This is a genomic window from Bacillus salipaludis, assembly GCF_004358205.1.
The window spans coordinates 423743-447546 of sequence record NZ_SMYO01000005.1 but is presented as its reverse complement, the minus strand read 5'-3'; the positions used below and the strand labels follow the sequence as shown (position 1 = coordinate 447546).

General features: G+C 32.3%; 22 protein-coding genes. 7 read left to right on the top strand and 15 right to left on the bottom strand.

Annotated elements, in window-relative coordinates; translation table 11 throughout:
* Nucleotides 1-94: 94 nt before the first annotated feature.
* The 3 genes from E2K98_RS12845 to E2K98_RS12835 form a co-directional block, all read right to left on the bottom strand.
* Nucleotides 95-937 carry an Imm26 family immunity protein gene (locus E2K98_RS12845; RefSeq protein WP_133334615.1) on the bottom strand — a complete coding sequence of 281 codons (843 nt, stop codon included), beginning with the start codon at nucleotides 935-937 and terminating at the stop codon, nucleotides 95-97.
* 138 nt (nucleotides 938-1075) lie between these two features.
* A complete protein-coding gene (locus tag E2K98_RS12840; protein WP_133334613.1) occupies nucleotides 1076-1930 on the bottom strand; it encodes a hypothetical protein in 855 nt (284 codons plus the stop codon).
* A gap of 55 nt (nucleotides 1931-1985) precedes the next feature.
* Nucleotides 1986-2525 carry a DUF3916 domain-containing protein gene (locus tag E2K98_RS12835; protein WP_133334611.1) on the bottom strand — a complete coding sequence of 180 codons (540 nt, stop codon included), beginning with the start codon at nucleotides 2523-2525 and terminating at the stop codon, nucleotides 1986-1988.
* A gap of 582 nt (nucleotides 2526-3107) precedes the next feature.
* Here E2K98_RS12835 and E2K98_RS12830 point away from each other — a divergent pair.
* Together E2K98_RS12830 and E2K98_RS12825 are read left to right on the top strand one after the other, a co-directional pair.
* Complete coding sequence (locus E2K98_RS12830; protein ID WP_133334609.1) at nucleotides 3108-3305, top strand: hypothetical protein; 198 nt, start codon at nucleotides 3108-3110, stop codon at nucleotides 3303-3305.
* Nucleotides 3306-3452: 147 nt separating this feature from the next.
* Nucleotides 3453-3869 (top strand): SF0329 family protein, encoded by a 417-nt coding sequence (locus tag E2K98_RS12825; protein ID WP_133334607.1) that lies wholly within the window; start codon nucleotides 3453-3455, stop codon nucleotides 3867-3869.
* A 527-nt stretch (nucleotides 3870-4396) separates the two neighbouring features.
* On the opposite strand, the gene E2K98_RS12820 is transcribed toward E2K98_RS12825, so the two are convergent.
* On the bottom strand, nucleotides 4397-4735 hold the full coding sequence (locus E2K98_RS12820; protein WP_133334605.1) for a helix-turn-helix domain-containing protein: 339 nt from the start codon (nucleotides 4733-4735) through the stop codon (nucleotides 4397-4399).
* Nucleotides 4736-4924: 189 nt separating this feature from the next.
* Here E2K98_RS12820 and E2K98_RS12815 point away from each other — a divergent pair, with 189 nt between their 5' ends.
* Nucleotides 4925-6358 carry a hypothetical protein gene (locus E2K98_RS12815; RefSeq protein WP_133334602.1) on the top strand — a complete coding sequence of 478 codons (1434 nt, stop codon included), beginning with the start codon at nucleotides 4925-4927 and terminating at the stop codon, nucleotides 6356-6358.
* A gap of 305 nt (nucleotides 6359-6663) precedes the next feature.
* Here E2K98_RS12815 and E2K98_RS12810 read toward each other — a convergent pair whose 3' ends face one another.
* Nucleotides 6664-7221: a DUF3916 domain-containing protein gene (locus E2K98_RS12810; RefSeq protein WP_165976253.1), complete on the bottom strand. Its 558-nt coding sequence runs from the start codon at nucleotides 7219-7221 to the stop codon at nucleotides 6664-6666.
* 392 nt (nucleotides 7222-7613) lie between these two features.
* Here E2K98_RS12810 and E2K98_RS12805 point away from each other — a divergent pair, with 392 nt between their 5' ends.
* A complete protein-coding gene (locus E2K98_RS12805) occupies nucleotides 7614-8090 on the top strand; it encodes a DUF3888 domain-containing protein (protein ID WP_133334598.1) in 477 nt (158 codons plus the stop codon).
* A gap of 291 nt (nucleotides 8091-8381) precedes the next feature.
* Here the strand turns inward: E2K98_RS12805 and E2K98_RS12800 are convergent, their stop codons facing one another.
* Entirely contained in the window at nucleotides 8382-8720 is a 339-nt protein-coding gene (locus tag E2K98_RS12800) for a hypothetical protein (RefSeq protein WP_133334596.1), read from the bottom strand.
* A 135-nt stretch (nucleotides 8721-8855) separates the two neighbouring features.
* On the opposite strand from E2K98_RS12800, the gene spoIIP reads away from it, so the two are divergent.
* Entirely contained in the window at nucleotides 8856-10001 is a 1146-nt protein-coding gene (spoIIP, locus tag E2K98_RS12795) for a stage II sporulation protein P (RefSeq protein ID WP_133334594.1), read from the top strand.
* Between the two features lie 545 nt (nucleotides 10002-10546).
* Here spoIIP and E2K98_RS12790 read toward each other — a convergent pair.
* The 5 genes from E2K98_RS12790 to E2K98_RS12770 all read right to left on the bottom strand — a co-directional run bounded on the left by E2K98_RS12790 (nucleotide 10547) and on the right by E2K98_RS12770 (nucleotide 16425).
* Nucleotides 10547-11053, bottom strand: a complete 507-nt coding sequence (locus E2K98_RS12790) for a GNAT family N-acetyltransferase (RefSeq protein ID WP_133334592.1) — start codon at nucleotides 11051-11053, stop codon at nucleotides 10547-10549.
* 207 nt (nucleotides 11054-11260) lie between these two features.
* Nucleotides 11261-13486, bottom strand: a complete 2226-nt coding sequence (locus E2K98_RS12785) for a M56 family metallopeptidase (protein ID WP_133334590.1) — start codon at nucleotides 13484-13486, stop codon at nucleotides 11261-11263.
* Nucleotides 13479-13889 carry a BlaI/MecI/CopY family transcriptional regulator gene (locus E2K98_RS12780; RefSeq protein ID WP_133334588.1) on the bottom strand — a complete coding sequence of 137 codons (411 nt, stop codon included), beginning with the start codon at nucleotides 13887-13889 and terminating at the stop codon, nucleotides 13479-13481. Before E2K98_RS12780 ends, E2K98_RS12785 begins: the two co-directional genes overlap by 8 nt.
* Before the next feature lie 369 nt (nucleotides 13890-14258).
* Nucleotides 14259-15920 carry a single-stranded-DNA-specific exonuclease RecJ gene (gene recJ / locus E2K98_RS12775; protein ID WP_133334586.1) on the bottom strand — a complete coding sequence of 554 codons (1662 nt, stop codon included), beginning with the start codon at nucleotides 15918-15920 and terminating at the stop codon, nucleotides 14259-14261.
* Between the two features lie 157 nt (nucleotides 15921-16077).
* Nucleotides 16078-16425 (bottom strand): hypothetical protein, encoded by a 348-nt coding sequence (locus E2K98_RS12770; RefSeq protein ID WP_133334584.1) that lies wholly within the window; start codon nucleotides 16423-16425, stop codon nucleotides 16078-16080.
* A 224-nt stretch (nucleotides 16426-16649) separates the two neighbouring features.
* On the opposite strand from E2K98_RS12770, the gene E2K98_RS12765 reads away from it, so the two are divergent.
* Both E2K98_RS12765 and E2K98_RS12760 read left to right on the top strand, forming a co-directional pair.
* Nucleotides 16650-17120, top strand: a complete 471-nt coding sequence (locus E2K98_RS12765; protein WP_133334582.1) for a hypothetical protein — start codon at nucleotides 16650-16652, stop codon at nucleotides 17118-17120.
* A gap of 637 nt (nucleotides 17121-17757) precedes the next feature.
* Nucleotides 17758-17970, top strand: coding sequence for a DUF5316 family protein (locus E2K98_RS12760; RefSeq protein WP_133334581.1), 213 nt, complete (start codon nucleotides 17758-17760; stop codon nucleotides 17968-17970).
* Between the two features lie 239 nt (nucleotides 17971-18209).
* Here the strand turns inward: E2K98_RS12760 and E2K98_RS12755 are convergent, their stop codons facing one another.
* The 4 genes from E2K98_RS12755 to E2K98_RS12740 form a co-directional block, all read right to left on the bottom strand.
* Nucleotides 18210-18416 carry a DUF1657 domain-containing protein gene (locus E2K98_RS12755; RefSeq protein WP_133334580.1) on the bottom strand — a complete coding sequence of 69 codons (207 nt, stop codon included), beginning with the start codon at nucleotides 18414-18416 and terminating at the stop codon, nucleotides 18210-18212.
* A gap of 679 nt (nucleotides 18417-19095) precedes the next feature.
* The gene (locus E2K98_RS12750; RefSeq protein WP_133334579.1) at nucleotides 19096-19941 is read right to left on the bottom strand and encodes a hypothetical protein; all 846 of its coding nucleotides are present in this window, start codon (nucleotides 19939-19941) and stop codon (nucleotides 19096-19098) included.
* A gap of 1075 nt (nucleotides 19942-21016) precedes the next feature.
* Nucleotides 21017-21337, bottom strand: a complete 321-nt coding sequence (locus E2K98_RS12745; protein ID WP_133334578.1) for a hypothetical protein — start codon at nucleotides 21335-21337, stop codon at nucleotides 21017-21019.
* A gap of 185 nt (nucleotides 21338-21522) precedes the next feature.
* The gene (locus E2K98_RS12740; RefSeq protein WP_133334577.1) at nucleotides 21523-23661 is read right to left on the bottom strand and encodes an immunoglobulin-like domain-containing protein; all 2139 of its coding nucleotides are present in this window, start codon (nucleotides 23659-23661) and stop codon (nucleotides 21523-21525) included.
* Nucleotides 23662-23804 lie beyond the last annotated feature (143 nt).

Genomic DNA, 23804 nt, shown 5'->3' with positions numbered 1-23804 from the left:
ATCATTATTCAAGTAACTTTATTCGTTTGTACCAAAAGAAAGATACCTTTGATTGGCAACAGATAACTTTATAGTAACCACTCGTATTGTATTCTTATCTGTTTAATTTCTTTTGTTCTTTCGTAAGTAAAATAGCATTATTAGGTCGAACAACACCTGGCAAAAGAAGTGTATCCATGAAGGTATCTTTAAATTGTAAATGATTCCAAGGTTTAATCCCAAAATAAGCTTCAACGAAATCGGTTAACGTGGAATCTTGATATATCTTTGAACCAACAGCAGCATCCCCACTATGTTCCCAAGGGACTATTGATTTTTCTATCACTTTTGAACAATTACCTATTACTTTCCATTTGGCACTATTTAAATCAAATAAATTTTTTATTGTAATAACAGATATAACCTTTGATTGAACTACTTCATCAATTGGTTTAAATTCATTACTGTGGCAATCAAATATAGCACATGTTGCAGATGACTTCTTATTTTGATGCCATAATACCTGTCCGTATCCAAATGACATGTCAGACAATGGAATGGAAAATATATCACCTTCTTGCCATTTTTGGGGTTTAGGGCGTTTCCATGTAGTTAGAATCTTTCTTGCTTCTTCGATATATTCAAAAGTTAGGTCTTCACGAAATGGTTGTGTTGCTAACTGATTGATTATAATCGCCACTTCGAGGATACTATTACCTTGTTTTGAATTTGCATTTATAAAAATGCAGCCACCTTCAGCATCGATATTAACTTTTTTTAAAATGTTTTTATCTTTGGTTTTCAAAGTATTGCGTAATTTTTCTTCAGCTTCATAATTGGTTTCAAGACCAAATTCCTCACCAAGACTCTGTGCAATCATGAAGCATGGATTATTCGCGTCGGGAAGATGAATTTTTACAATGCCTATTTCTATAATGCAATCATGATAATGAACCATACTAAACCTCCCAACACAGCTACACTTTAAAAAGGTTAAACTACATTTCCTGTTGATTAACCCTTTTCGTTATCATAATAAGCTACTGCTCCACCTTTGTTGAACAATCCGAATCAATTTACTTATTGTAAAAATTTTTCAACCAAAAATATACATGCCTTCCACGCTGTCATCAACAGTATTGACCAATAACACAATTTGCTTTGCAAAAGTAGAGAAGGAACGTATTGTAATAGAGTCCTGTAAATTTTGTTCTAGTTTCCACCCTACTGGTTGAATCAAAAAGGGCTTCTTTTTGTCAAAAAATGCATTCTGAATAAACTCCTGGATTTTCTTGGTTTCTTTTAAATACAAAGGGGGAATGGATTCCTTATTTATGAGAAAATATTTTAACTTCCGTGGTCCAGAAGATTTCTCCGAATCCTTACCTCTATATAAATCTGATATAACTGGATAAAAGCCAGTGGAAATTAAATTTTTAATTAATTCTTTTGATTCCTCTTTCATTTCCTCTAGATGTATCTCCTTACATTCTCCCTGTATAAACATTTGTTTAACATTTTTATAATGGGGCACAAATTCCTTCATAAGGGTTTCGAGCACTAAAGGTGAAACATCTTGAAACATAAGTAAATAGTTATCATTCAATATCACATTGGGCGCAGAGAAGAAGAAACAGACTTCGCTCATTTGATTTAAACTAATATCAGATTTAATAGATTTAAACATCATTTTACCCATATCAAATTCTTCTTCATCATTTTCTTCAAAGAAGCCGTCAAAGTAATGTTCTTCAATTTCCTTAATCCAATTAAAAGGATATGCGTTTGCTTCGTTTCTGGGCCCATCATCAACTTCTGCTAATGAAGCATAAATAGTCCAACCACCACCGCTTCTTCTCAATTTTCGTCTCAAGGTGTAATAATCATTGTTGAAGCGAATAACTAATTTTCTTATAACCAACATCAACTGCCGTAACATTTTGGTAAACATTTTATCCCCATTTCCCCAATGTCTGACATGCCATTTCCATAGGTAACATAAGTTATTAATGCAACTCTCCAATTAACCATAATCCATCTGGAGAATTCTCTCCCTCTATTTCATACCCTTTAACGTCTAATCCCTTTTGCAAGTGTAAGCCCCAATCCGATTCTAGGTCATTTTGTAAGGAAATAATTTTGTGTCCCTCCGCTTCCCTACTAAAAAATCCCTCGTAAAAACTTTCTAATCCCTTTTTCGTATATAAGATAACGATTTTAGCTCCCACGAAATTTGGTAACGAAAAAACACAAAAAATACGATATTCTCTCTGCAGTTCTGTTTTTGTACTGATTAAATGTTGAATTCGATTAATAACGGTTTGTAAAAACATTCTTCTTACAGAATTTGGAGTCTTCCTAGAGTCAGGAAAGAAATCATCGAAGTTAAGATGCAGATACGTATATCCTGAATAGTCAGGGTCACTATTTTTTGATATTGGTAAAGCATCGGTTTGTTCTGTTATATAGTTCAAAAAAGTACGGCTTTTTCTTTTTATTCCTCGTACTTTCTTCTTTGAGCAGTTATATGTAACCCATTGGTTCATGTTTCAATAATCCCCCATATCATTCTTTTCTCTATGTATATCACATATATGTAATTTTTTGTGCTGGTATTAATAGACATTTTTGCAAATTAGTCTGATAAAACAATAAAACCGCATATGCAATTATAATCTTATACTTCAACCCCTTATTTCAAAACGGCTTTCAGCCTTCTTAGAGAACTTTTGAACCGTTCGTTCGAAACCAATTCAAGATAAAAGAAGGTGATTGTAGTTTTAATTAAATTAAATATAATATTGTGAATATTCCCAAAGGTTAGTTGAACAACCATTAGTTACCATCAACAGGATTACTTTTATCTGAGATAATTTTATATAAACAACAACAAGGATAAATTCTCAAAATGTATATTGCTTTTACTGCAACAATGATTTTAATTGAACGATGTTAGTGAGGGATTAATAATTACAATGGAGTTAAACCATAAAACTTACCAAATTATTCAATATCTTATATTGGTGGGACTACCAATTATATTTGCATTCACCTTTATGGTAAATCCTAATATTGATAAATTTGAACACTTTATAGCCTATTCTTGTGGTATTTCGGGCTATTTATTTATGAATTCTTTAACAGATAATTTTAATACAAGTATGACAACGTCTATCATTTTCTTGTTCCTAAAATACACCATCTTTTTCTTTGTTTATTATTGGATGTTCAATAAGGATAAAGTATTGGGTTTAATACTAAATGTTGCTTTAACCGTCTGGGGATTAATGGCTGGTTATTTTTTTATGTCGATGGCTATGAATTAAGACAAGTGCGATTCTTCAAAATAAATGTCCCTTTTTTTCTTATTCTTGAAGAAAGTTTGTTGAAATATTGTAATTAAACTATAGGGTGCAAGAGTTCAACAATAAGCGACTAGTAAGGACTAAATTAAATGGAGGAATTCCCCAAAAATGAAGTGGTCAAAATTAAGGAAAAAATTTAAGGAGTTCATCGCTCCTAAATTAAGAAAAAGAATTGATGTTCACTTGACATGTTATCACGATGCACATGATGATGTTGGTGAAGTGTGGATAACATTAGATGGCGAGAAAATATTTGGCGGAGGCTATTATCATTGGTATGTAACCCCGTTTCCGAGTAAATCTGATAGTGAAATTGCTAACAGCCACGCATTCAACAAAGAAGCTTTGAACGTACAAATAAAATCTAAAAAAACAAAAGAGCTTTTAAAACTCGGTATTCATGACACATATCATATTACCGATAATCTTTTATTCGAAAAAAGAAATAAGCGTCCTTTAAACCAAAGAATAGGAGTAGACAAGATGAATGATTTAATGAAGGATTTTTTATTTAATTTAATGTAATTCTTTGGAATTTTAATTATGTTTATTAGCTTTATTAATATGTGGATTATGGACAAGAAAAATAAGAAGAGTGAACAAAAGAAAAGTAAATCAAAACATGTAAAATTACTGATATTTGGGTTAATTGTTTATGTTTTATCTCGCATCTTAGATGGACATTTTCCTTGAGGTGAATTATGACAACCCTTATTAAGCTAATCGGTGCGTTAGTTGAAGAAAACAAAGTTTAAAATAAAAAACGCATGGATTTTGATAACCAAGCGTTTTTTGTCGGTAATTATAATGTCATTTTCTATTCGATTACGGTTTTCATTGAATGTACGCTTTTGATTGTTTTTTCACTTTTTCCCCATTTTATCAGAACTACTTAGACTCTGCTCCAAGTGTCTTTTTTTGTTTGGTCCTTTATTGGCTAATTCACTACGATAATAGCCAATATTTGATGTGTTATTTACAATTTTCTCTGTTTCTACACATTATCAGCACTTACGATTTTAACCATTTTCTTTTTTAAAAGTATATAAAATTCATTGATATTTTTCTTTTTCCCATTCAAAGACAGTTGAAATTAATTGTAAAGCCAATTGTTTATCCTCCGCAGAGAGGTTGGCTAATAATTGTACGATTTTATCTAAATCATCATCTTTTTCAGCCGGTTCGAGGTGTCGGAACAGCTCATCTAAAGTGATTCCAAGACCTCTGGTAACCTTGATTAAACTTTCTATCGTAACATTTTTTTCTCCGCGTTCTATAGCACCAATATGATTGGTATGTATGTCAGCCCGTTCACCGAGTTCCTCTTGGCTCAATCCTTTTTCTTTCCTAAGAATCCGAATTCGTTCGCCCAATTTTTTTATGAGTTCCATTTTCCCCTCACCCCTTATTAAAACAAGCTTATAAGAGATGAACCCCAACCTTAACATTCTATAAATGTTATTTAATCTATTATCACACCTATAGTATTGATTATGGTAAAATTTCCTCATGAACCAGTTTCTGGTGAACAATTACACGCCCTTAATACAAATGGGCAGAGAAAAACAGGGGGAAAGAGAATGAAAAAGATTATTTTAGGCGGTGCAGCCTCCTTACTTGCTTTATCCATGATAAGCGGATGCGGGAACAAGGAAGAAGGTAAGAAAAAAGAGGCAGTAAAATCGTCTGTTCAGGAAGTTAAGGGAGAAAAAAACAACCAAAATAACACAGATAATAAAGAGCAAACATCTTTTAAAATCCTCGAAACCATTAAGCAATTTGGGGGCGGAACCGTCAATTTAAATAAAGAAATTAAAACGCCCGGGAATTTTTATGTCTCAGAGAAGGATGGAAATGTTTTTCTAACCATTCGGGATGATATGTATGGAAATTACCGTGAAGTCTCAGGGAATTTGGAAAAATGGCAAAGTATTTCCGATGGATTGGAAAACAATTATTTAGTTGGTCAATACCCACGTGGTTACTATTTTTTTGATATAGAAAAAAAAGAAATCACTTCAGGACATTTTGATTTTTCAAACACCAATAACCAATCGCATAAAGCAGGCAGTGTTCCAGTAAATGATTTATATTTGGTTAATACTTCTGAAGGCGAGGGTTTTATTATTCCAGATGGCAACGATAAATATTCATTGTATGTAGATGGAGAAAAAATATTGGACTTCCAGGATATTAAACAAATCATGTCAAGAGTCCCCCAGCAATCCCAATTTCTTTATGAGTCAAAAGTGTATGTGGATATAAAACAGAAAAAAATGTACTTTATAGTGGAAAATACAAATGAAATTAACCAACTAGATTTAGAAACAGGAAAACCATTGTTTGTGAATGGAGAAATGAAGAAGATTGAAATTAAAGACAATGGCTCTACTTCCATTATTGGAGATGCAAGCGGAGATTTATATGTCGTTCAATCGGGAGATAACGTGACGGTTTCTCTTTATAACAATAATCTTGATTTAGTAGCTGAGGATTTTGAAGTTCCTGTTCAAAATCCAAAGGATGTTGCGGTTTCTGTCACTTCCAGTGAACTACACATTTGGGATATGTATTCGTTCGAACAGGACCCAACTATTGAGTTAATCCGGGTTTCCAAATCCTCTGCCTTATCAAGTAATTCTTCAAAGGAGAATTCTAATGGCATCAATGAAGAGGAAAATCAGAAGATAGTATCAGGGGTCCTTAAAGCAGGAAACAAAAAGGATAAAGAAACATTTAGAAGTTACTTGGTTAATGATTTTGGTGATGAAGCAAAAACTCACCTTGAAGAACCATTTTTTGCGGCCAATTTACCGAGTTTTGAGATTGTAGATATTGTAAAATCTGATAAAGTACGCAGCTTCACCAATTTACCAGCCGGGGCAGAATTAGAAACATATAATGCTACCATTAGTCTAAATGATAACGGAGAATCAAAAAGACTAGTAATTTCCGTAACCCTCTATAAAGAAAAAGATGGATGGAAAGTTTTATCGTTTGATGAAAGCAATTAATAAGTATTTTGTGGAGAAGAATCAGTAAAGTCTTTCTTCTCCATATTTAGTCTAAATATTTTTTGAAAATTTTAAGCTCTCATAAAACTCTCAATCCATTGCCAATCAGGGTCATTGTTTTGGGCAACAGTCAGTTTGATAATATTCTCGTTAAATTTCATTTCAATCCATAGTTAAAACAGTATTTTTCTTTTCCGATTAATGTTGTTAAAAACAAGCTTGATACTGATTTAGCAACAATGAAATAAAAAAATATCATTTTCTATTTCTAAAGGCTCTTATAACCATTGCCAACAGTAGTTTTTTTATTCCAATATACCGATTAACCAAATTTCATAAGAATGGAAATTAATATAATCGTCATCTTCTGCTCTAAATCCCTTGATGCCTAACCCTTTGGGAACAATTAATCCCAACTCCTTTTCAATATTCCGGTCTTGATGCAAGGATATAAGCTGCATTCCCTCCGGCTCTCTATGAAATAAACCCTCATAAAAACTTTCTAAACCGTTTTTCGTAAATAAAATAATAATTGCAGCTCCGTCTAAATTTGGCAGGTAGAAAGTGCAGAAGATACGATATTCTTTCTGGGACTCTCCTCTCATCTGGATTAAATAATGAGTTCTGTTGATAACTGTTTGTATAAATAATTTTCTTATAGAGTTTGGAGTCTTCTTAGAATCAGTAAAGAATTTATCGAAGTTCAGCCGAAGAACCGAGTAACTTGGATACGAAGGGTCATCATTTTTTGGGGCAGGCAAAGAATCTGTTTGTTCGGTTAAATATTTAAAAAAATTGCGGCATCTCCTTTTTAAGCCACGTACTTTCTTTTTTGAATTGTTTTCGTTTTCCCATTCACTCATATTGTTAAATTCCTCCTCATTTTTATATTTCATCGATAACACATTTTATATGGGAATTTTGTGTAGATATTTTGGGCAATCTCATCTTTTCTAATAGAAATGACAAATAAACAAGCGGATAATCTTCTTCAATTTATTGTTTTCATTAGTCGAAAAAGACAATCTTAATTTTTATTATTCTTTTCTAACTTTTCTCGTAAATGATTTATTTCTTCTGTTTAGTTCAAGATATTATTATCAACTTTTTAACGCATAATATAACGCGAAAATAAATGAAAATATGAAAAACGAATGACACAATTTTATCAAACGGCGTACTAATCAGAACATCTTAAATGTATAAAGAATACCTGTTTACATAAAATAACAAATAAAATTCAGGAGGTGCTTGTTTGAAAAGGTATATTATAATTGGTATGTCCATGCTAATGTTAAGTTCAAGTTTATTTTTTAAAGAAGCTAGAGCTTATAATAGAGATTCCAAAGATTTCCCTCAGTTCTCACAGTCAAGTAAAGATAATCATCAATTGTATGGGTATTTTTTTCTTGACCTTTTTCAGGATGAGATTTTTCAATCCATAAAAGAATATTACAATGACAGCACTATTAATGGATACGCAACTCCTTGGTGGCAAAAGTATGATATGGTTCGAATAACACAAGGAAATAGTCATAAAGACATTAAAGGCTTTAGTTATGTGTTAAAAATCACTCTGTTACCTTCAAATGGTAATGGAAAAATATTTGGAACTGATACGCTATATTTTGCAGTTGAACCCATGCGAATCAATAAACAAAATCTGCCCAAAAACCTCCCAGCGATAAAATTGATTAAATACGACCATAAAGAAGCACCAACTAAAAAATAACATTACATACAGGCACCTAATAGGTGTCTTTTTTGGTTTCAGCCTTTTCACTAGTTGAAATAAAAATCTACCCCTTTCGACTACTATAATTAGGCTGCACACTATACAGGGCAGTCCTCCGCCCTTACTGGTAAATAAAAAAGCCGTCTGAGATAACATCAAACGGCTTATTATCTTCATATTCTATATCACCCGCGAGTTGAATAACTTACTTTTCTAATTTAACAAGACATTTTTCATAAATCTCAATTTTATCAAAATCATAGCCCTCTAATGGAATAATCAAGCTTCCTAATTTTGATTCGAGTTCTTCACCAGCCAACAGGGATAGATTTCACAATATTCACCAGGATTAAGATGTTGGTTTAGAAAGTTACACAGAGCAATAAAATCTTTTTTCGATTTTTTGTAATTACGTGGATTGTTCTTTTTTTGAAATACATTTAAATCGTAAAGAGGATTGGGTAATTGAATTTCATAAACATTTTTAGTTGAAAAATGCTTTTCCTTAACATTCTTTCTGTTTTCTTCTTCTGAAAAGATATACCCCACATCAATAAGGTTGTATGTTGTCAATTCGTCAGTTATTTCTAAATTTAAATTGCATCCTAGATAGGTCGCTATACTCATATAAACTCCTCCTCTTATTCAACTACACTACAATATTAGTAATAAAGAATGGAATAATCATTCGATTACAGTAAGTGTATCATTTTCTGTTATATTTACCTTTTTTTGTCATAAAAATAAAAAGAGGTGACTTATATGCAAAAATTTAATAATACGAGAGAAAAGAAACATGACCCAACTTTATTCTTTTTAGTAGTAATTACAGTTATCCTTTTTATTTGGATTTTGAACTCTCGATACAGTTCAGATTTACTAGAGAATTTAACTAAAAATATAAAATCTGATAGTTTATATGTCACCTTTATTAATTCAGAAAATCATGCATTTGCACCCGATAAAAGTAAAGTCTTTACATTTTCTAAAATTTCCTCCCTTTTATTCTTAATGGCAACAAATTTAAAACCTACAGATGCACGAACATATTTAGTCCATGAGTTACCAGGCTTGGCAGCCTATGATACTCAGATAGTAGTAGCTGGAGAAGGAACTAATTTAACTACACTACCTTTTGAATCGTCTCCCCCTGAAGAAGTGTTATTACATGAAAGACAAGTGTCAGAAGAAGAATTAAATAAGCATACAAATAAAAATAATGAAGAAAATATCAAATTACCTTCTTCACCAAAAGGAAGTAAAGTATTTATTTACAATACACATAATTTAGAGTCTTATCTTCCACTTTTAAAAAATACATCGAACCCCAATCAAGCGATTTCTTCCGACCCGAGGGCTAGCGTTGTAGGGTTAGGAAAAGAATTAACTTTTGAATTAGTGCAAAAGGGTATTAGTGCTTACCATGATACAACCAATGTTAATGCAGAATTACTTAAAAAAGGTTTAAAATATTCGTCTTCTTATGAAATATCACACCAGGTAGTACAAGCAGCAGTATCTAATAATCCTAATATAAAATATTTTATTGATATTCATCGCGATTCATCTCGTAAAAACTTAACAACAAAAGTAATAAACGGAGAATCATACGCAAAGATATCTTTTATTGTTGGACGAGAAAATAAAAACTATAAAGAGAATGAGGCGTTCACAAAAAAACTTTATAATGCAGTTGAACAAAAATATCCAGGACTATGTAGAGGCGTCTTTGAAAAAAGTCAATTTGAAGGTAACGGTGTTTATAATCAAGATATCTCAAATCGAGCCATATTAGTCGAAGTAGGTGGAGTCGATAATAATCTTGATGAATTAGATAGAACAATTAGTGCCTTTGGTGAAGTATTTGCAGATGTATATTGGGAAGAGAACAAAGGAAGTAAAGAATAAAAGAGAAGAGAAATATTTTTTTAGCCTCTAAGAAATGTTCATTAGAATGTTAAATCAAAAAATGTAGAGAGATAAAGAAAGGGAAGTGGCAAAAATGAAATTAAAAAACCCACATTACTGGTTAATTTTCACCTTTTTCACCACAATATTTTCTTTCTATAACTTTCATTGGGCAGTAACTCTTGCTTTCTTTATTTCGGGTTTTATATTAGCAATAGTTTCCTTAATTGAGATTAATGTTTAATGGATTTTTACTCTCTCCTTTTACATCCTAATGGATAAAACGGTTACTAATGAAATTCAGCAATCTTCTTCATACAGATGATAGTAAAAGGGTTAGTTATTTGTTCCGTTTTTACCTGTTAACAGCGTACAGGCTACCTTAACCCATATGACGTTCTAATTAATCCAATTAGAACGTCACTTTGTAATAGCGCTAAAAAGAACTTGGAATACCAAGTTCTTTTTCATGTTACGAAGCTATCAAAAGCGTTAGGCATACAATCAAATGTAAGTTTATTCCACTCATATTAAAAATGCTTAATTTATAATATTTTTCTCATTCTCCACACAGGATGTTCTTCATTATCTTCGCTTATTTTGACTAATCCCGAATTAGTATATAAACGAATTGCCCTTTGATTGGCAGAAGACACCCGTAATTGGTACTCATATACGTTTATCTCCTTAAAAAAATTTTCTGCATATCTAATTAAATCCTCCCCAAGACCTTTTCCACGATATTCTGGTATAAGATAGAATAAATCTACATAACCAATATCAATTCCTTCATAATCTACAATACCAAGCCCCATTTGCCCAACTGGTATATTATCCTTTTCAATTAATAATTGCCCATTGGGAAGTTTATTTATCCTTTCTCTCACGCGATTTAAATAAGAGCCAAAATCAAAACCATCCAACTTTCCAACACTTTGGATTTGAGTATCTTTTCTAAATTGAATAAGTACATCCTTGTCCTTTTCAATATCAATTACACGTACATTCAAATCTAACAACTTGTTTTCAAATTCAATTACACCAATACTCATATTTTCATCTTCTTTCCATACTTTAGATATATAAGACTCAAAATTCTGGTCAACTCAAAAAATTCTATAAAATATTTTAAAATCCTTTTTCCACTAGCTCCGTTAGTTAAACTAAAAAATGCGATGCCTTTATAAGCATCAACTATTAACACATACTTAGAATAAAAAAGGAAAGCGATACAATATTAGTATCGCTTTCCTAATAAATTATTCATAAACAATTTTAAGTCTATCAACTTTATATTTCTCTGCCAAGGCATGGAAAATATATTGTGATTTTTGGGCAGAAACCTTTGCCAACAATAACGTACCCTCTTTACCATTTACCTCAATTCCATCAACAAGGTATCCTTTTTTAGCACAGATATACCATTTATCATCTTTATGCAAGATGGTAGTATCATTTGGTTTTTTCTTAGCTTCCTCCCATTGAGTCTTTAATTCCTTCGGAATTTCATTATCAATATTTCCAGTCATGATACGAGGTCCATTTTCAATTGATGACCTGTCAAATTTTTTATAACCATTTAAATTTGGAACAAAATCCTTACTATCAATAGGCACATTTATCTCAAGTTTAGTAGGGTGTAAATAATTGACTACATTTCCAGCAGAATTGTAAGTTTCATACTTCATCAATATTCCAGTATCCTTATCTATCCAAAAACGAAAAGTATTAGAGCTATGCTTTATCCTTGCATAATCATTTAATTTTCCTTTTATCACTACAGTATTGTGCCCTAAAAGTTGTTCGTTTTGTTTTTCTATTTCCCAGTCATTTAAATCCCTTGTATAGTTTGATGCAATTTCATATGGAAATAGTGAATCGGAACCACCAGCCAATATAGGTCTTTCTCTCATTTTTGTTACGTTGGTTCCCTCGCTATCCTTTGAAAAAGCATCCTTAATCTTTAAAGTGCCTTGATGTGGAGGTTCTTGATATTTTTCTTCTTCATAGGTGCCGTCTGGTTTTATATACCACATAGTACCATTATTATAATAACTATAGCTTGTCTCTTCTTTTCCATTTACAATGTTAGTTATTTTACTATAACCGCCTGCATTATAATTATTTTTCATACTAAGTTCATAATCGGTCAAAGTATAACCATCAGCACCGTTTATATTTGCCCAATGTAATTTATATTCACCCTTGGCAGTTTCAAAATTATCAACAGTATTAAGCATTTTCGTAAGAATTTCTTCTTTTGTCATGTCTTTAAAATTTTCTGTTTTTATTGGTGGTATATATACAGTTTCGCCTGATTTGTTTTCTTTCGTTGAGACCTTTTCTGTGGTTTGTTCTATCACCTTACCATTAGACCCTTCTACATGTGCATTGAGCAGGGACAGCGATGAAACACCAAGGACAACAATGATTCCGAATGCAGACCAACCATACGATTTCTTTTTGAATTTTTTAATCATTAAAATCCTCCTCTTTAAGGTCCTTTTATTTCTACTTAAATTTGCCATACTGGGGACTTGATAATACTTTGATGAGTATTGTTCTAAAAGACTGATAATCGTATGTCCATATGGGATTTTTTCCTCTTCCTCCATAAATGTAAGAGCATACGCATCGCATGCAAGTTCTTGGTCCTCCCTCATGCAAATGTATGCAAACCAAAGAATAGGGTTAAACCAATTTAATATTAATAAATTATGCATTAACCAATTAAATCCAACGTCTCTTCGTTTGATGTGGGCTAATTCATGGTAAAAGATATGACTTAGCTGCTCCTCTGTAAGCCGATTGATTAACTCTATTGAGAGTAGTATTTTGGGACGAAAGAATCCAAAAACAGTTGGATTAGATACTACTCCAGCCAGAATTAGTGGGATATCCTTTTGGATAGACATAGATTCCTTACAGGTATTAAATATATCTAAAATTCTTTTATCCGTAATAACAGGCTGTTTTTTTATTAAGTTCATTAAGCCGCTATTTTGCCTGTGTGTTTTAAGACCTACTATAAAAACTCCGATTAACCAAAGGTACATAGCAATTGTATGAAAGGAAATTGGTTTGTCCTTTTGCTTCTCGATACTAATTGTATCTTTATTACTTGTTCCTTTAATGCTTTCCATAGTTGTTTGTTGTAAATTTGGTACGAAATTTCCCTCTTCCATGACTACGGTTTCATTAGGTAAAGCCTTCGTTCCAATATTAGGTTCGTTTTTGAAAGAAGTAGTGGATTTATAACTATTTGAGATGATTGAATAAATACTATATGAACTATCTGGAGACCAAGGAAGTAATAATCTCACAAGCAAAACCATCCAAAGTAAGTAATGCCACCTTGGGTTTAGCTTGTTTCTCAGAAGGGCTTTGACACACAAGATGAGTCCCACTAGGACGCTTGCCATAATAGTCGTTTTTAGCATCCAGTCAAAGAAGTGAGGTAGGTAAATTAAAAAAGTTTTAATCATTTTTTATATCCTTCCTCAAATTCTCTTCGTTCTTTTCATCAAGAATACGTTTGAGTTCCCTAATATCTTCTGATGATAGTTTTTCTTCTTTCAAAAAATTTACAAGTAATGGTTTTAGCGAAGCCCCATAGAAACGTTTAAGCAAGGATTTTGTTTCTACTTGTATAAAACTATCTTGAGAGACCAAAGGATAATATTCATACATTCTCCCATTCCTCTGATGATATGACACTGCTTCTTTTTGTACTAATCTGTTAATAAGTGTTCTAATGGTTTTTGGCTTCCAGTCCATTTTTGACTCAAGATTTTCAATTACTTCATTCGCTGTTTGAGGGGACTTTTCCCAAAGAACTTTCATAATTTCTAATTCAGCTTCAGATATTTTAGGTATGTATTTTTCCATAAGATACCTCCGATATTACAAATGTAATCTTATAAATAATATTACATTTGTAATCTTAATATGTCAACCATATATTGGTTGTATTTCCATAATAAACAACCTTATCGAACAAACCTACCTCGTTAGCCATCCATGAAACACAAAATCAGTGCTGCTCCACAGAGAATGAAAATAGGTAGGAAGTGTTAATACTGATACTGACCTTAATCCTTGCGTCTAGTGCATGTTTACCATTAGTTTTTAATACGTATAAAGTTTAAAGTACATAACAAAGAGTTAAGAATGAACAAAAAAGCATTGGTTGATACCAATGCTCAATAAAATCTCCAATTATTTGCCAATTGAATTTGCAATTTAAATTAATGTTAATCAAATTCTATTTATTCCATGAATGATAAATTCATTTCTCTGACTTAGTGTAGATGAATAAAAAAACTTGAAGTTCATCCCCTTTAGTTTGCTAGCAAGTTCACCTTTATTAAACAAATAAAAACTTTCTCCATTCGGAACAATACACTTTGCATGTAGGTTGTTATTTCCAAACGTTTGAACTTCATGAATAAACAATTCATCAGATAGGAAAATCGGTTGGGTAAAACCATTACCAAACGGCTCCAATATTTGAAAATCCTGATATAAATGTTCTGAAAACATCTGAGGAGTTAGGGTTGTAAAATAATGCTTTACTGGATTGATAGTTCCTTCTTTCATGGCAGACATTTGTATATCTTTATGAAATTCTTCTAAAACTGTTTCATTCGGTACTATCGAAAAACCAGCCGCTGCCTGATGCCCCCCATATTTTTTAAAATGCTTCTTGCATCTTTCTAATGTATTAATTATAGAAAAATCAGTTCCATTGACTCCTCTGCAGGAACCCGTCCCGTTTTGTGAGATAACAATGGCGGGCTTTTTATATTTTTCCTGAATCTTCGATGCCAAAATCCCGATTATGCCATGATGAAAGTCACCATGAACAATGATAACATTATTATTATGAAGGGAATTTTTATGAATAATCCCATCACAGTCTTCGAATTGTACTTGGGTCAAAAACTTCCGTTTATTATTAAGTTCAATAAGTTGTTTTATGCTCTCTTCATCAATCGATTCACTCACTAGAACCTCCACAGCAACATTAGGGTCATCAATCCTTCCTAATGCATTGAAAATGGGACCAAGTTGATATCCTATTGTTCCGCTATTTACCCTTGATACTTTAAGCTGATTAAAAATCTCCCTAAAGACAGGAGAAGGAGATGAATTCATTTTTCTTAAGCCTAGAGAACATAAAATACGATTTTCACCCGCCAAAGGCATAAGGTCACAAATCGTTCCCAATGTAACTAATTCAATGTATTCCTGAATGTCTCTTGACCAATTCTTATTGGTTGCTAGATAAAGAGAATGAACCAATTTGAATGCTACACCTGCTCCACAAAGGTCCGTAAACGGATAAAGTTCGTCCTCCCTTTTTGGATTTATAAAGGCAAAGCACTTCGGATGCTTCCCCAAAATAAGGTGATGGTCAGTAACAATGACATCGATTCCCCTTCGGGCGGCCTCATCCATAGCATCGTGAGCCGCAGAGCCGTTATCAACCGTGATAATAAGAGCTGTATTTTTTTCTGCTGCTTTCTTTACTGCTTCAGGTGTAATTCCATATCCATCAGCTCTTGTGGGAAGACGATAGTGTGCATTTGCGCCAAACTTTTTTAAACATTTAAATAAAATTGAAGTGGACGTAATGCCGTCTGCATCATAATCCCCGTAAACTAAGATTCGCTCCTGGTTATTGATGGCATTATGGATTCTATCAACTGCTTTTTTCATGTCCTTTAACAGAAAAGGATTATGCAGATTACCATAGGATGGATAGAAAAAATCATATAATCCCTCAAAACCTTTGATACCATGCGAATACAAATATTGAATTAATAAAGGATGGAAATTAAAGCTTCTTGAAAAATAGATAATTTGATTTTTTTCAGGATGTAGTTCCAGTGGAACATCTTTTGTTATCCAATTCATGTTTCTTCCCTTTCTAAAAGCTTTGGTTTTAAAATATCCATCAACATAATTTCCAATAAATGATTATTTTATACAGAATCATAGAAAATAAATTTTATAGAATGTATCAAATCAAAACAAAAAGGAGACCAGCTACATGCCAATCTCCTAAATGTTATTATTTTACCTTATGGATTATCCAGCCTTCATACAAAATTGAAGTAAGGACTGCTAATATGATTGTTTTTGGGTTCAATCTGTACCGAATTGACCACTCCTGGATAATCGGATATTCCTTTACAACCTCCTCATAAAATTTTATTTCTTTGAATTCTCTCTTAATTGCAGCATAAAGAGAAAGTTCATGCACTTTTCCATACTGAGATAAAGCAATAATTCTTACAAAATTTGTTTTTGCAAGTTCCTTATAATTTTCAACATTTCTGTAATAATTATTACATTCCTGAACTATAAAACTCCTAAATTCGACATCTTCTAATAATTCTAAGTTCCTTATGAATACCACTCCTTGGATATATTCCTAAATAAACAACACTTAAAAATGTTATTTTTACTAAATATATGCAATTAAAAGACAAGCATGATATGTATCAATTAATTTTTTTGCCATTTAGTAAATAATAAAAGGCTTCTTGATATATATTTAGTTCTTTAAGGAAAGGAACAAATATTTGAATAGTCTATTCAGTAACGTTAATACTAAAAAGGGAAAATAAATATATAAGGGGGTTGAAGTTCATTAAAAGGTTATTATTGCTATTCTCGACTTTTACATTCTTCTTCCTAACTGGTTTCGATAAAACAGAACTGATAAACATATCTAATATCGAAACTACTATTATTAAGGCTGAAAATGTTCTACGTTACGACATTAAATTAAAGAATTCAGGTACAACACCATTAAAAAGCGAATTTGATTATCCTGGTCAGCATTATTATGGGATAGAGTTGGTAGTTAGACCAAACAAGAAATTGGCATCTAAAATGGAAATGGTTGAAGATAGCAAGTTTTTCAAAATGCTTCCAATGGGCAGTGGTGCTACTGGTAGTATTGAACCAGGAACGGAAGGCTCTTTTCACTTAGAGTATAAAATAAAAAAAGGCGCGAATCTTAAAGAGGTTAAGAAATTAGCTTTTGACTCCACATTACTTATATTAGACGGTGTGAACATTATAAAAGAAATTCCATTGTATAAGTGATAATAAAAAAATTCCCCTTAATGCAACCACTAAGGGGAATTTTTTTAAGGTTCCAAAAGAAAAAAGATTTCTCTTTGTTATTATACAAACGTAACCTTTAGTTTAAGTACATACTTAGCAATAATTTTATAAAGGATGCAGCAACGTCCTGTTGTGACCGCTTGAAAGAGATGACACAGATTTTGCTTGAATAATTAGGAAACTTTTTCCAGATTGAAACGTAAATTTTTACAAGAGGCATAAATGATTGCCTTGGTTAATCAGGTAGACCCTCATTTGCTGTTTCTGAAATTAAATTAATGTATGTTTTGGCAGTATATTTGTGAAGTTATGCTTGCTGCACTAACTGGCAGATATATACAGTATCAGCAAAAAAACATTGATGTGATGCACCCTTTATCTTAGTTTATATGTATTCATAAATAAGCATTTACGTTGAAAACTATATTTACTTACTGAATATATTTAGTAAGCAAAGTTAGAAAAGTGGCTGTTTTTTTTCATTATTTACAATGGATACGGTCAAAAATCATACAGTATATATTGGGCAGAATAGTTGAAAAAGGAAAACTAATATGTAAAAAAGATACCCTTAATGCGTATGTATTGATAAGGCGGTGAAAAAGGGGGTATTTTATTGTTTCAGTTTTTTCTAATTGTAGGGATAGTAGGTATTATTATTTCAGGTGTTTTTATCGGGGCTTGGGTTGATGGAGACCGTCAAAGAGGAAATTTTTATTCAGAAACCCCAGAAGACAGAAATTCCAGAACGAAAATAGCATTAATATCTGGTTTCGTAGGAATAATTTCTTTAGTAATTTCTGGGTTAATTTATTTCATATTTCAATAATCGATTCTGAAGTGCTTTACTTTAAAAATAGAGTAAAGCCTTTTTCTTATTCAACTAAATGGCGGCTTAACGGAAAATGAGGAAATAAAAACCATTCCCTTAAATGTAATTTGAAATAAAGTATTTTCACCTTTAAAAAAATAAAAAAACCACTCAATTAACTGAGTAGTCAAAGGCAAAGGAGGAGGGTCACACCTCCTTTGAGAAATTTATGCCGGTCCTTGGTAATTAGAACAAATTTATTGTTGATTGTACTGTGGTTCTTCAGATTGAATTTCTTGAAGACGTGGTTCAAGACTATCAAGAACTGTTTTTGTTTGTTGGGCAGCCTGTTGATAAAGTTGCTTTGCATTTTGATTATCAGTTGCTAAAGCAAAGGTTTCAAAGCTGGCTTGAGCACTTTTTAAACTTGCTAAAGCGGTTTGAACATCTTTTCCTACTGTCATTTTAGACCTCTTTTCTAAAAAATTGATATCTAAAGTAGTATGCGGAATATTTATAAACTTATGTATTAGGATTTTCCAACTTTAAACAAATTAAAAATTAATATAAAACCATCCTATAAAAAGGATGGTTAAGGAAAACGGACGATATTTTTTTACTCAATATTTTATGTGCATTTTCGCAAATGTATCTAGGCAATAAAACATTTTTGGTGTGAGATGTAAAGATATTTTTATTAAGGTTGGTAGTGTTATTGACGCTTCAATTTAAAATTAATGACGAAAATATAAATATGCTTAACAAAAATACGAACACATAGTGCATTAAAAGAGGTGCTTGTTCAACTAAGAAACAGAAGGAAAATACCCTTCTAAAAACTTTTCTATTTCTGAAGTATTAAGTAAAGGAACAAAAATCCCATTCAATATAATTAAAAATCAACCAAAGTTTTTATGTGTTAATTTTCTGCCGTTCTAATTACACTTTCAATACCCCCCTTGATATAACAATAAAAAAGACAGACCAAAATTTTATTATTTGTTCTGTCAATTGGATGTTTAATCTTTGCTTTTCTTTCCCAAAGGAGAACCCCTTACTTAAAATTGCACACACCTTTTTTAATTCTATTTATAAAGCATTTTATTTACAGGGATTTGTTGTTCTTAAAAGCCAAAATTACCGTTAAGTGGACACTTCCAAATCTATTAAGTAAACATCCTTATCCTTTATTAAGAATAATTTGCTTCCTCTGCCAACAGCATAATCATATTTCAGTTCTTCTCCATTCTGATTAACTGTATGCAAAGTTTTTCTTTTCTTATCCCTCAAAGAATACAAGTACACCACTGCACTACCGTCATAACCATGACTAAATAAAACAACATCATTAAGGATAGCAAACGCATGACTTCCTTTAATTGGAATCTTACGAAAAATCTCATAGCCCGACTTATTTATTTTTACAAGCGGAAAGTCAGAATAATAATAAATATTGGCGCTTTCTGAAGTTACATTTAAAGCATAACAATCGTCTATGAAAGGAATCTTTCTTCCCGTTTGTATTACAAAATCGATGTAATCAAATGTTTGAAGTCCGTCTTTATCAAAACACCTTAAACCTGAATCCATATTTTCATCGAAATAACTTACCCATATCTCAGAATTCTTTGTCGTTTGCACATCTTGAATTGCATCATCAAAGGTGAAGGTTTTCAATATATTTCCTTGCACATCAAATAAAGTTGCATTCCTTAAATATCCCTCTTCCTCGTCGGTTCTTGCACTAACCAATAACCAATTCTCTTCAAGAGGTTGAGCAAAGTCAAATGCTTCCGATACCGAAGGAAGTTCGATTTTATTTATTTTTCCATTCACCATGTGATATATCTTATGTAAATACTTTTTTTGTACTTCTTTTTCAGTTAATAAAATTAGATTTCCAGCAAAATCAATACTAATTCTAAAGTCATTCTGTGGACCAGCTATATGTTCAACGTTAATATAATGTTTAGCTTTTATATTGTTCATTTTTGTCCCCCAAATAAATAATAAGACCAGTTGTTGAATATGAAAATTAGGGTGAAGCAATTATAGATTACTTTTTTTCCTATCTTTGTATATAAAAATTCCAAATATACATATTGCAATCCCAACTACAATCGATAACCACAATGTATCGAATCCTTTAAAATACCTAATTAAGATTAAGTAAACTAAAACGATTATTAATAATAATACCTCTTTTTTAGTTTTTTTCCTTTTTTCAAAGAATAATTCTAGAAAGGTTTTCACCTTAATACATACACCTCCGATTTTATTAATAAAGTAATTAAATCAAGATTATTTTATATTTACTAGCTTACTTATTAATAACTCCTTGATATTCTCTTTTTCATGTGACCAAGACAAGTATTTTTCCAACAATTCTAATCCCTTATCTACATTACCTAATTTTGCTTCAATAAAAGCTAGAACATATAGCGGACTAGGGTAACGAAAATAAACATCATTTCCCTTTGTTTTTTTAATTGCTATTTTTCGGATATCTTCAAGTGAGTTGACTTTGCTAAACCAAGCTTCGATACATTTGATTTCGTTCTTTATTGCTTTGGTGATAAAATCCTTGACATTATCTTTTGTCCACTGTGAAATCGAATCTTTCCAAAAAAAATATATATGTTCTCTTGCACTCTTGTCTGTCCGGAAGTATTTAAGTTTACTTCCAGAAGGAAGAGGAATGAAATCTAGACAAAACCCATATGAAAAGATTCCTATACCTCCTTTGAGTGGGTATAACTAAATACTTTTCGAATGGACTTATTATTTTCACCACTCCAATAATAGTCCCCCCGCCATTTTAAACCTAACGGGGAAAGATAGGGAGTAACAATTTCATTTAAAAACTCTTTTAATTTATTTCAATGTATCAAATCATACATACTATTACACCAACTCACCCATTAATAATTGTAAAAATATTTTATTTGCTAGATACTGCATTTTTAACATAGATATTAAAATAACCATGTGAAAATTAAAAAGCGTTCCTTTTTACAGAAACGCATCCCGCTTTAGTACAATATATCACAACTTAATTTTGAAATTAGAAATCGCCTTCGAATATTTCAATAAACTCAATGTTCTCAATAAATATGATACAGCCTTCGAGTTCTTTAGTTGCTAAATAGCTGTCTGGAAACCTACTCCATATTGATGCAATACCTTCTAGAAACTTACTTAATTGTTCATCTGTTGGATTTGTCCCGCTAATTTCAATTTGAAAGCTATCATCAAATTTCCAGTACGGTTCAAAATTTGTTATTGTCAATTTTAGATTTAATGCTTCTGCCAAAACTAATAAATTTTTTAAATGGTTTGCTGCTTCTGTTCTCGTCTTGGCTTGAATATATGTTCTTATAAACATTTTATTGACTCCTTATACTCTTTATAAGCGGTAAGAAATCGCAAACAACAAAAGCAATATTAAACTTGTACCTTGTCAGTTAGTTCAAGATTTTCTTTTTAATAAGTTACAAAATAGTATAATTGAAAAGGTCTAGCTTTTTCGAATGATGTTCGAAATATACCAGACCTTTTCTTTTAATCATATCATTTAACGGTTATTTTTCGCGTTACCACCGTTTTATTGCCTGATGAATCTGACACAGTGTAGTACAACTTATATACGCCTTTTTTCTTTATATTAACCGTTCCTGTGATTTTTATTTTACTTGTTACATTTCCGTCTAGGTTATCCTTTGCGGTTACACCCGTTTTAGGATTAAAATGTGTTTTTAATTTAATCGTTTTATTGGCGGCTCCCTTAATAACGGGTTTAACATTATCTACCGTTATTTTCCTTACGACCACTGTTTTATTACCTGAACCATCCACTACTGAGTAAGTTAGGGTATAAACACCTTTTTTCTTTGTATTTACACTTCCTGTAATTTTTATTTTATTTGTTAAACTCCCGTCCGAGTTATCCTTAGCGGTTACACCTGTTTTAGGATTAAAAGACGAATTTAATTTAATCGTTTTATTACCTGTTCCTGAAATAACCGGTTTAACATTATCTATGACCGTTATTTTCCTTACAACCGCCGTTTTATTACCTGAACTATCCGCCACCGAGTAGGTTAGGGTATAGACACCTTTTTTCTTTGTATTTACACTTCCTGTGATTTTTATGGCTTTAGTCAAATTACCCTCGGCATTATCCGTCGCAGAAACCTTATATCTTGAATCGAAGGAAGAGTTAATATTTATCGTTTTATTAGTTGCGCCTGTTATCACAGGTTTTATAGCGTCAACGATAGTTAAATGACTTGTTGCTGACGTGGTATTTCCCACAACATCCGAAACGGTATACGTTATTACGTGGGTTCCAGGTCTTGTAATATCTCCAGAATACATTCCGCTAATTTTAGTGGTTATATCGCCATCAATGTTATCCCAAGCCGATAAACCGTCAAAAATATGATAAGTAAGAAAATCATCCACGCTCTTTCCGTAAGGAATCGTTTTATCGCTTACCCCAGTAAGTATAGGTTTGACATCATCCACCACTATTGTAATGGTCCTACTTATTGTCGCTGTATTGCCAGCCTTATCAGAAACAGTATATGTTAAGGGATAGATTCCCGTTTTCGAAGTGTCTACCTCTCCTGTGATGACAATATCGGAGGTTAAATTACCATCAACATTATCTTCTGCTGTGACACCATTTTTCACATCAAATGTTGAACCGAGACCAATCGTTCTATCTGTGATTCCATAAAGGCTAGGCTTTTCAATGTCAATTAAATGTCCAAAACTCCCTACATTCAATTCTCCGTACCTGTTCCTACCGCTAGCTACTACTGTCCCATCTCTTTTTAACAATACAGTTGATTCGGAGCTTCCGGAAACGGCAATGATATCTTTAAAGGAACTAACATCCGTTTGCCCATAATCATCATTTCCTGCCGCCACTACGGTCCCGTCGCTTTTTAATCCAACTAAATGTCCATCACCAGCAGATATAGAAACGATATTGTTCCAAGAACTAACGCTATCACTATTATCTAACTTGCCCGCAATGACAACCGTCCCATCACTTTTTAAACCAGCAGAAAAAGCGGAACCTGAAGCAACTTGCACGATATCCGTCCAATCATTAACTTTGTTTTGTCCATAATCCCATCGTCCAGCTTGAACGACAGTCCCATCACTTTTGAGTCCTAATGTTGTACTGGCACTTGCGGATATCTGTACAATATCCTTCCATCCATAAAGATTGGTTTCCCCAAATCTCCCTTGTCCCACTGCAACAACAGTCCCATCCTTTTTTAAGCCAACCGTATGATACAAACCGGCGGATACAGCTATTATATCCTCCCAGTCACTCACATTCGTTTGACCGTAGGTATTCAATCCAACAGCTACGACGGTCCCATCCTTTTTTAAGCCAACCGTTTGATGATACGCAGCAACCTGAGTAATATTACTCCAGTCACCAACATCTGTTCTCCCCTGATAATCACCACCTATAGCCATGACAGTCCCATCACTTTTTAATCCAATTGTAGTTATTTGTCCCGCTGCAATCATGCCTTCATATTTTTTTGCTTCATCCCTTGTTAAAAGACCGTCAGCTTTTGCTACTTTCATATTTTCAAAGTTATTATGAAATAATTTGGGCGGTAAAAAGTTTAATAATAACGTAATGGCGATGGTAAAACTAATAATTTTGGTTAAATTTCGCATTTTGTACCCCCTAAACAATAAAAGATAGATACAACTATTTTACCATGTTTAAACACCTAGAAATTCCAAATATATTATTTTCAGGAGAATATTACGATATTGGAACCAATGCAAGTCACAAAGGGCTCTCTTCGGCAGCAGCA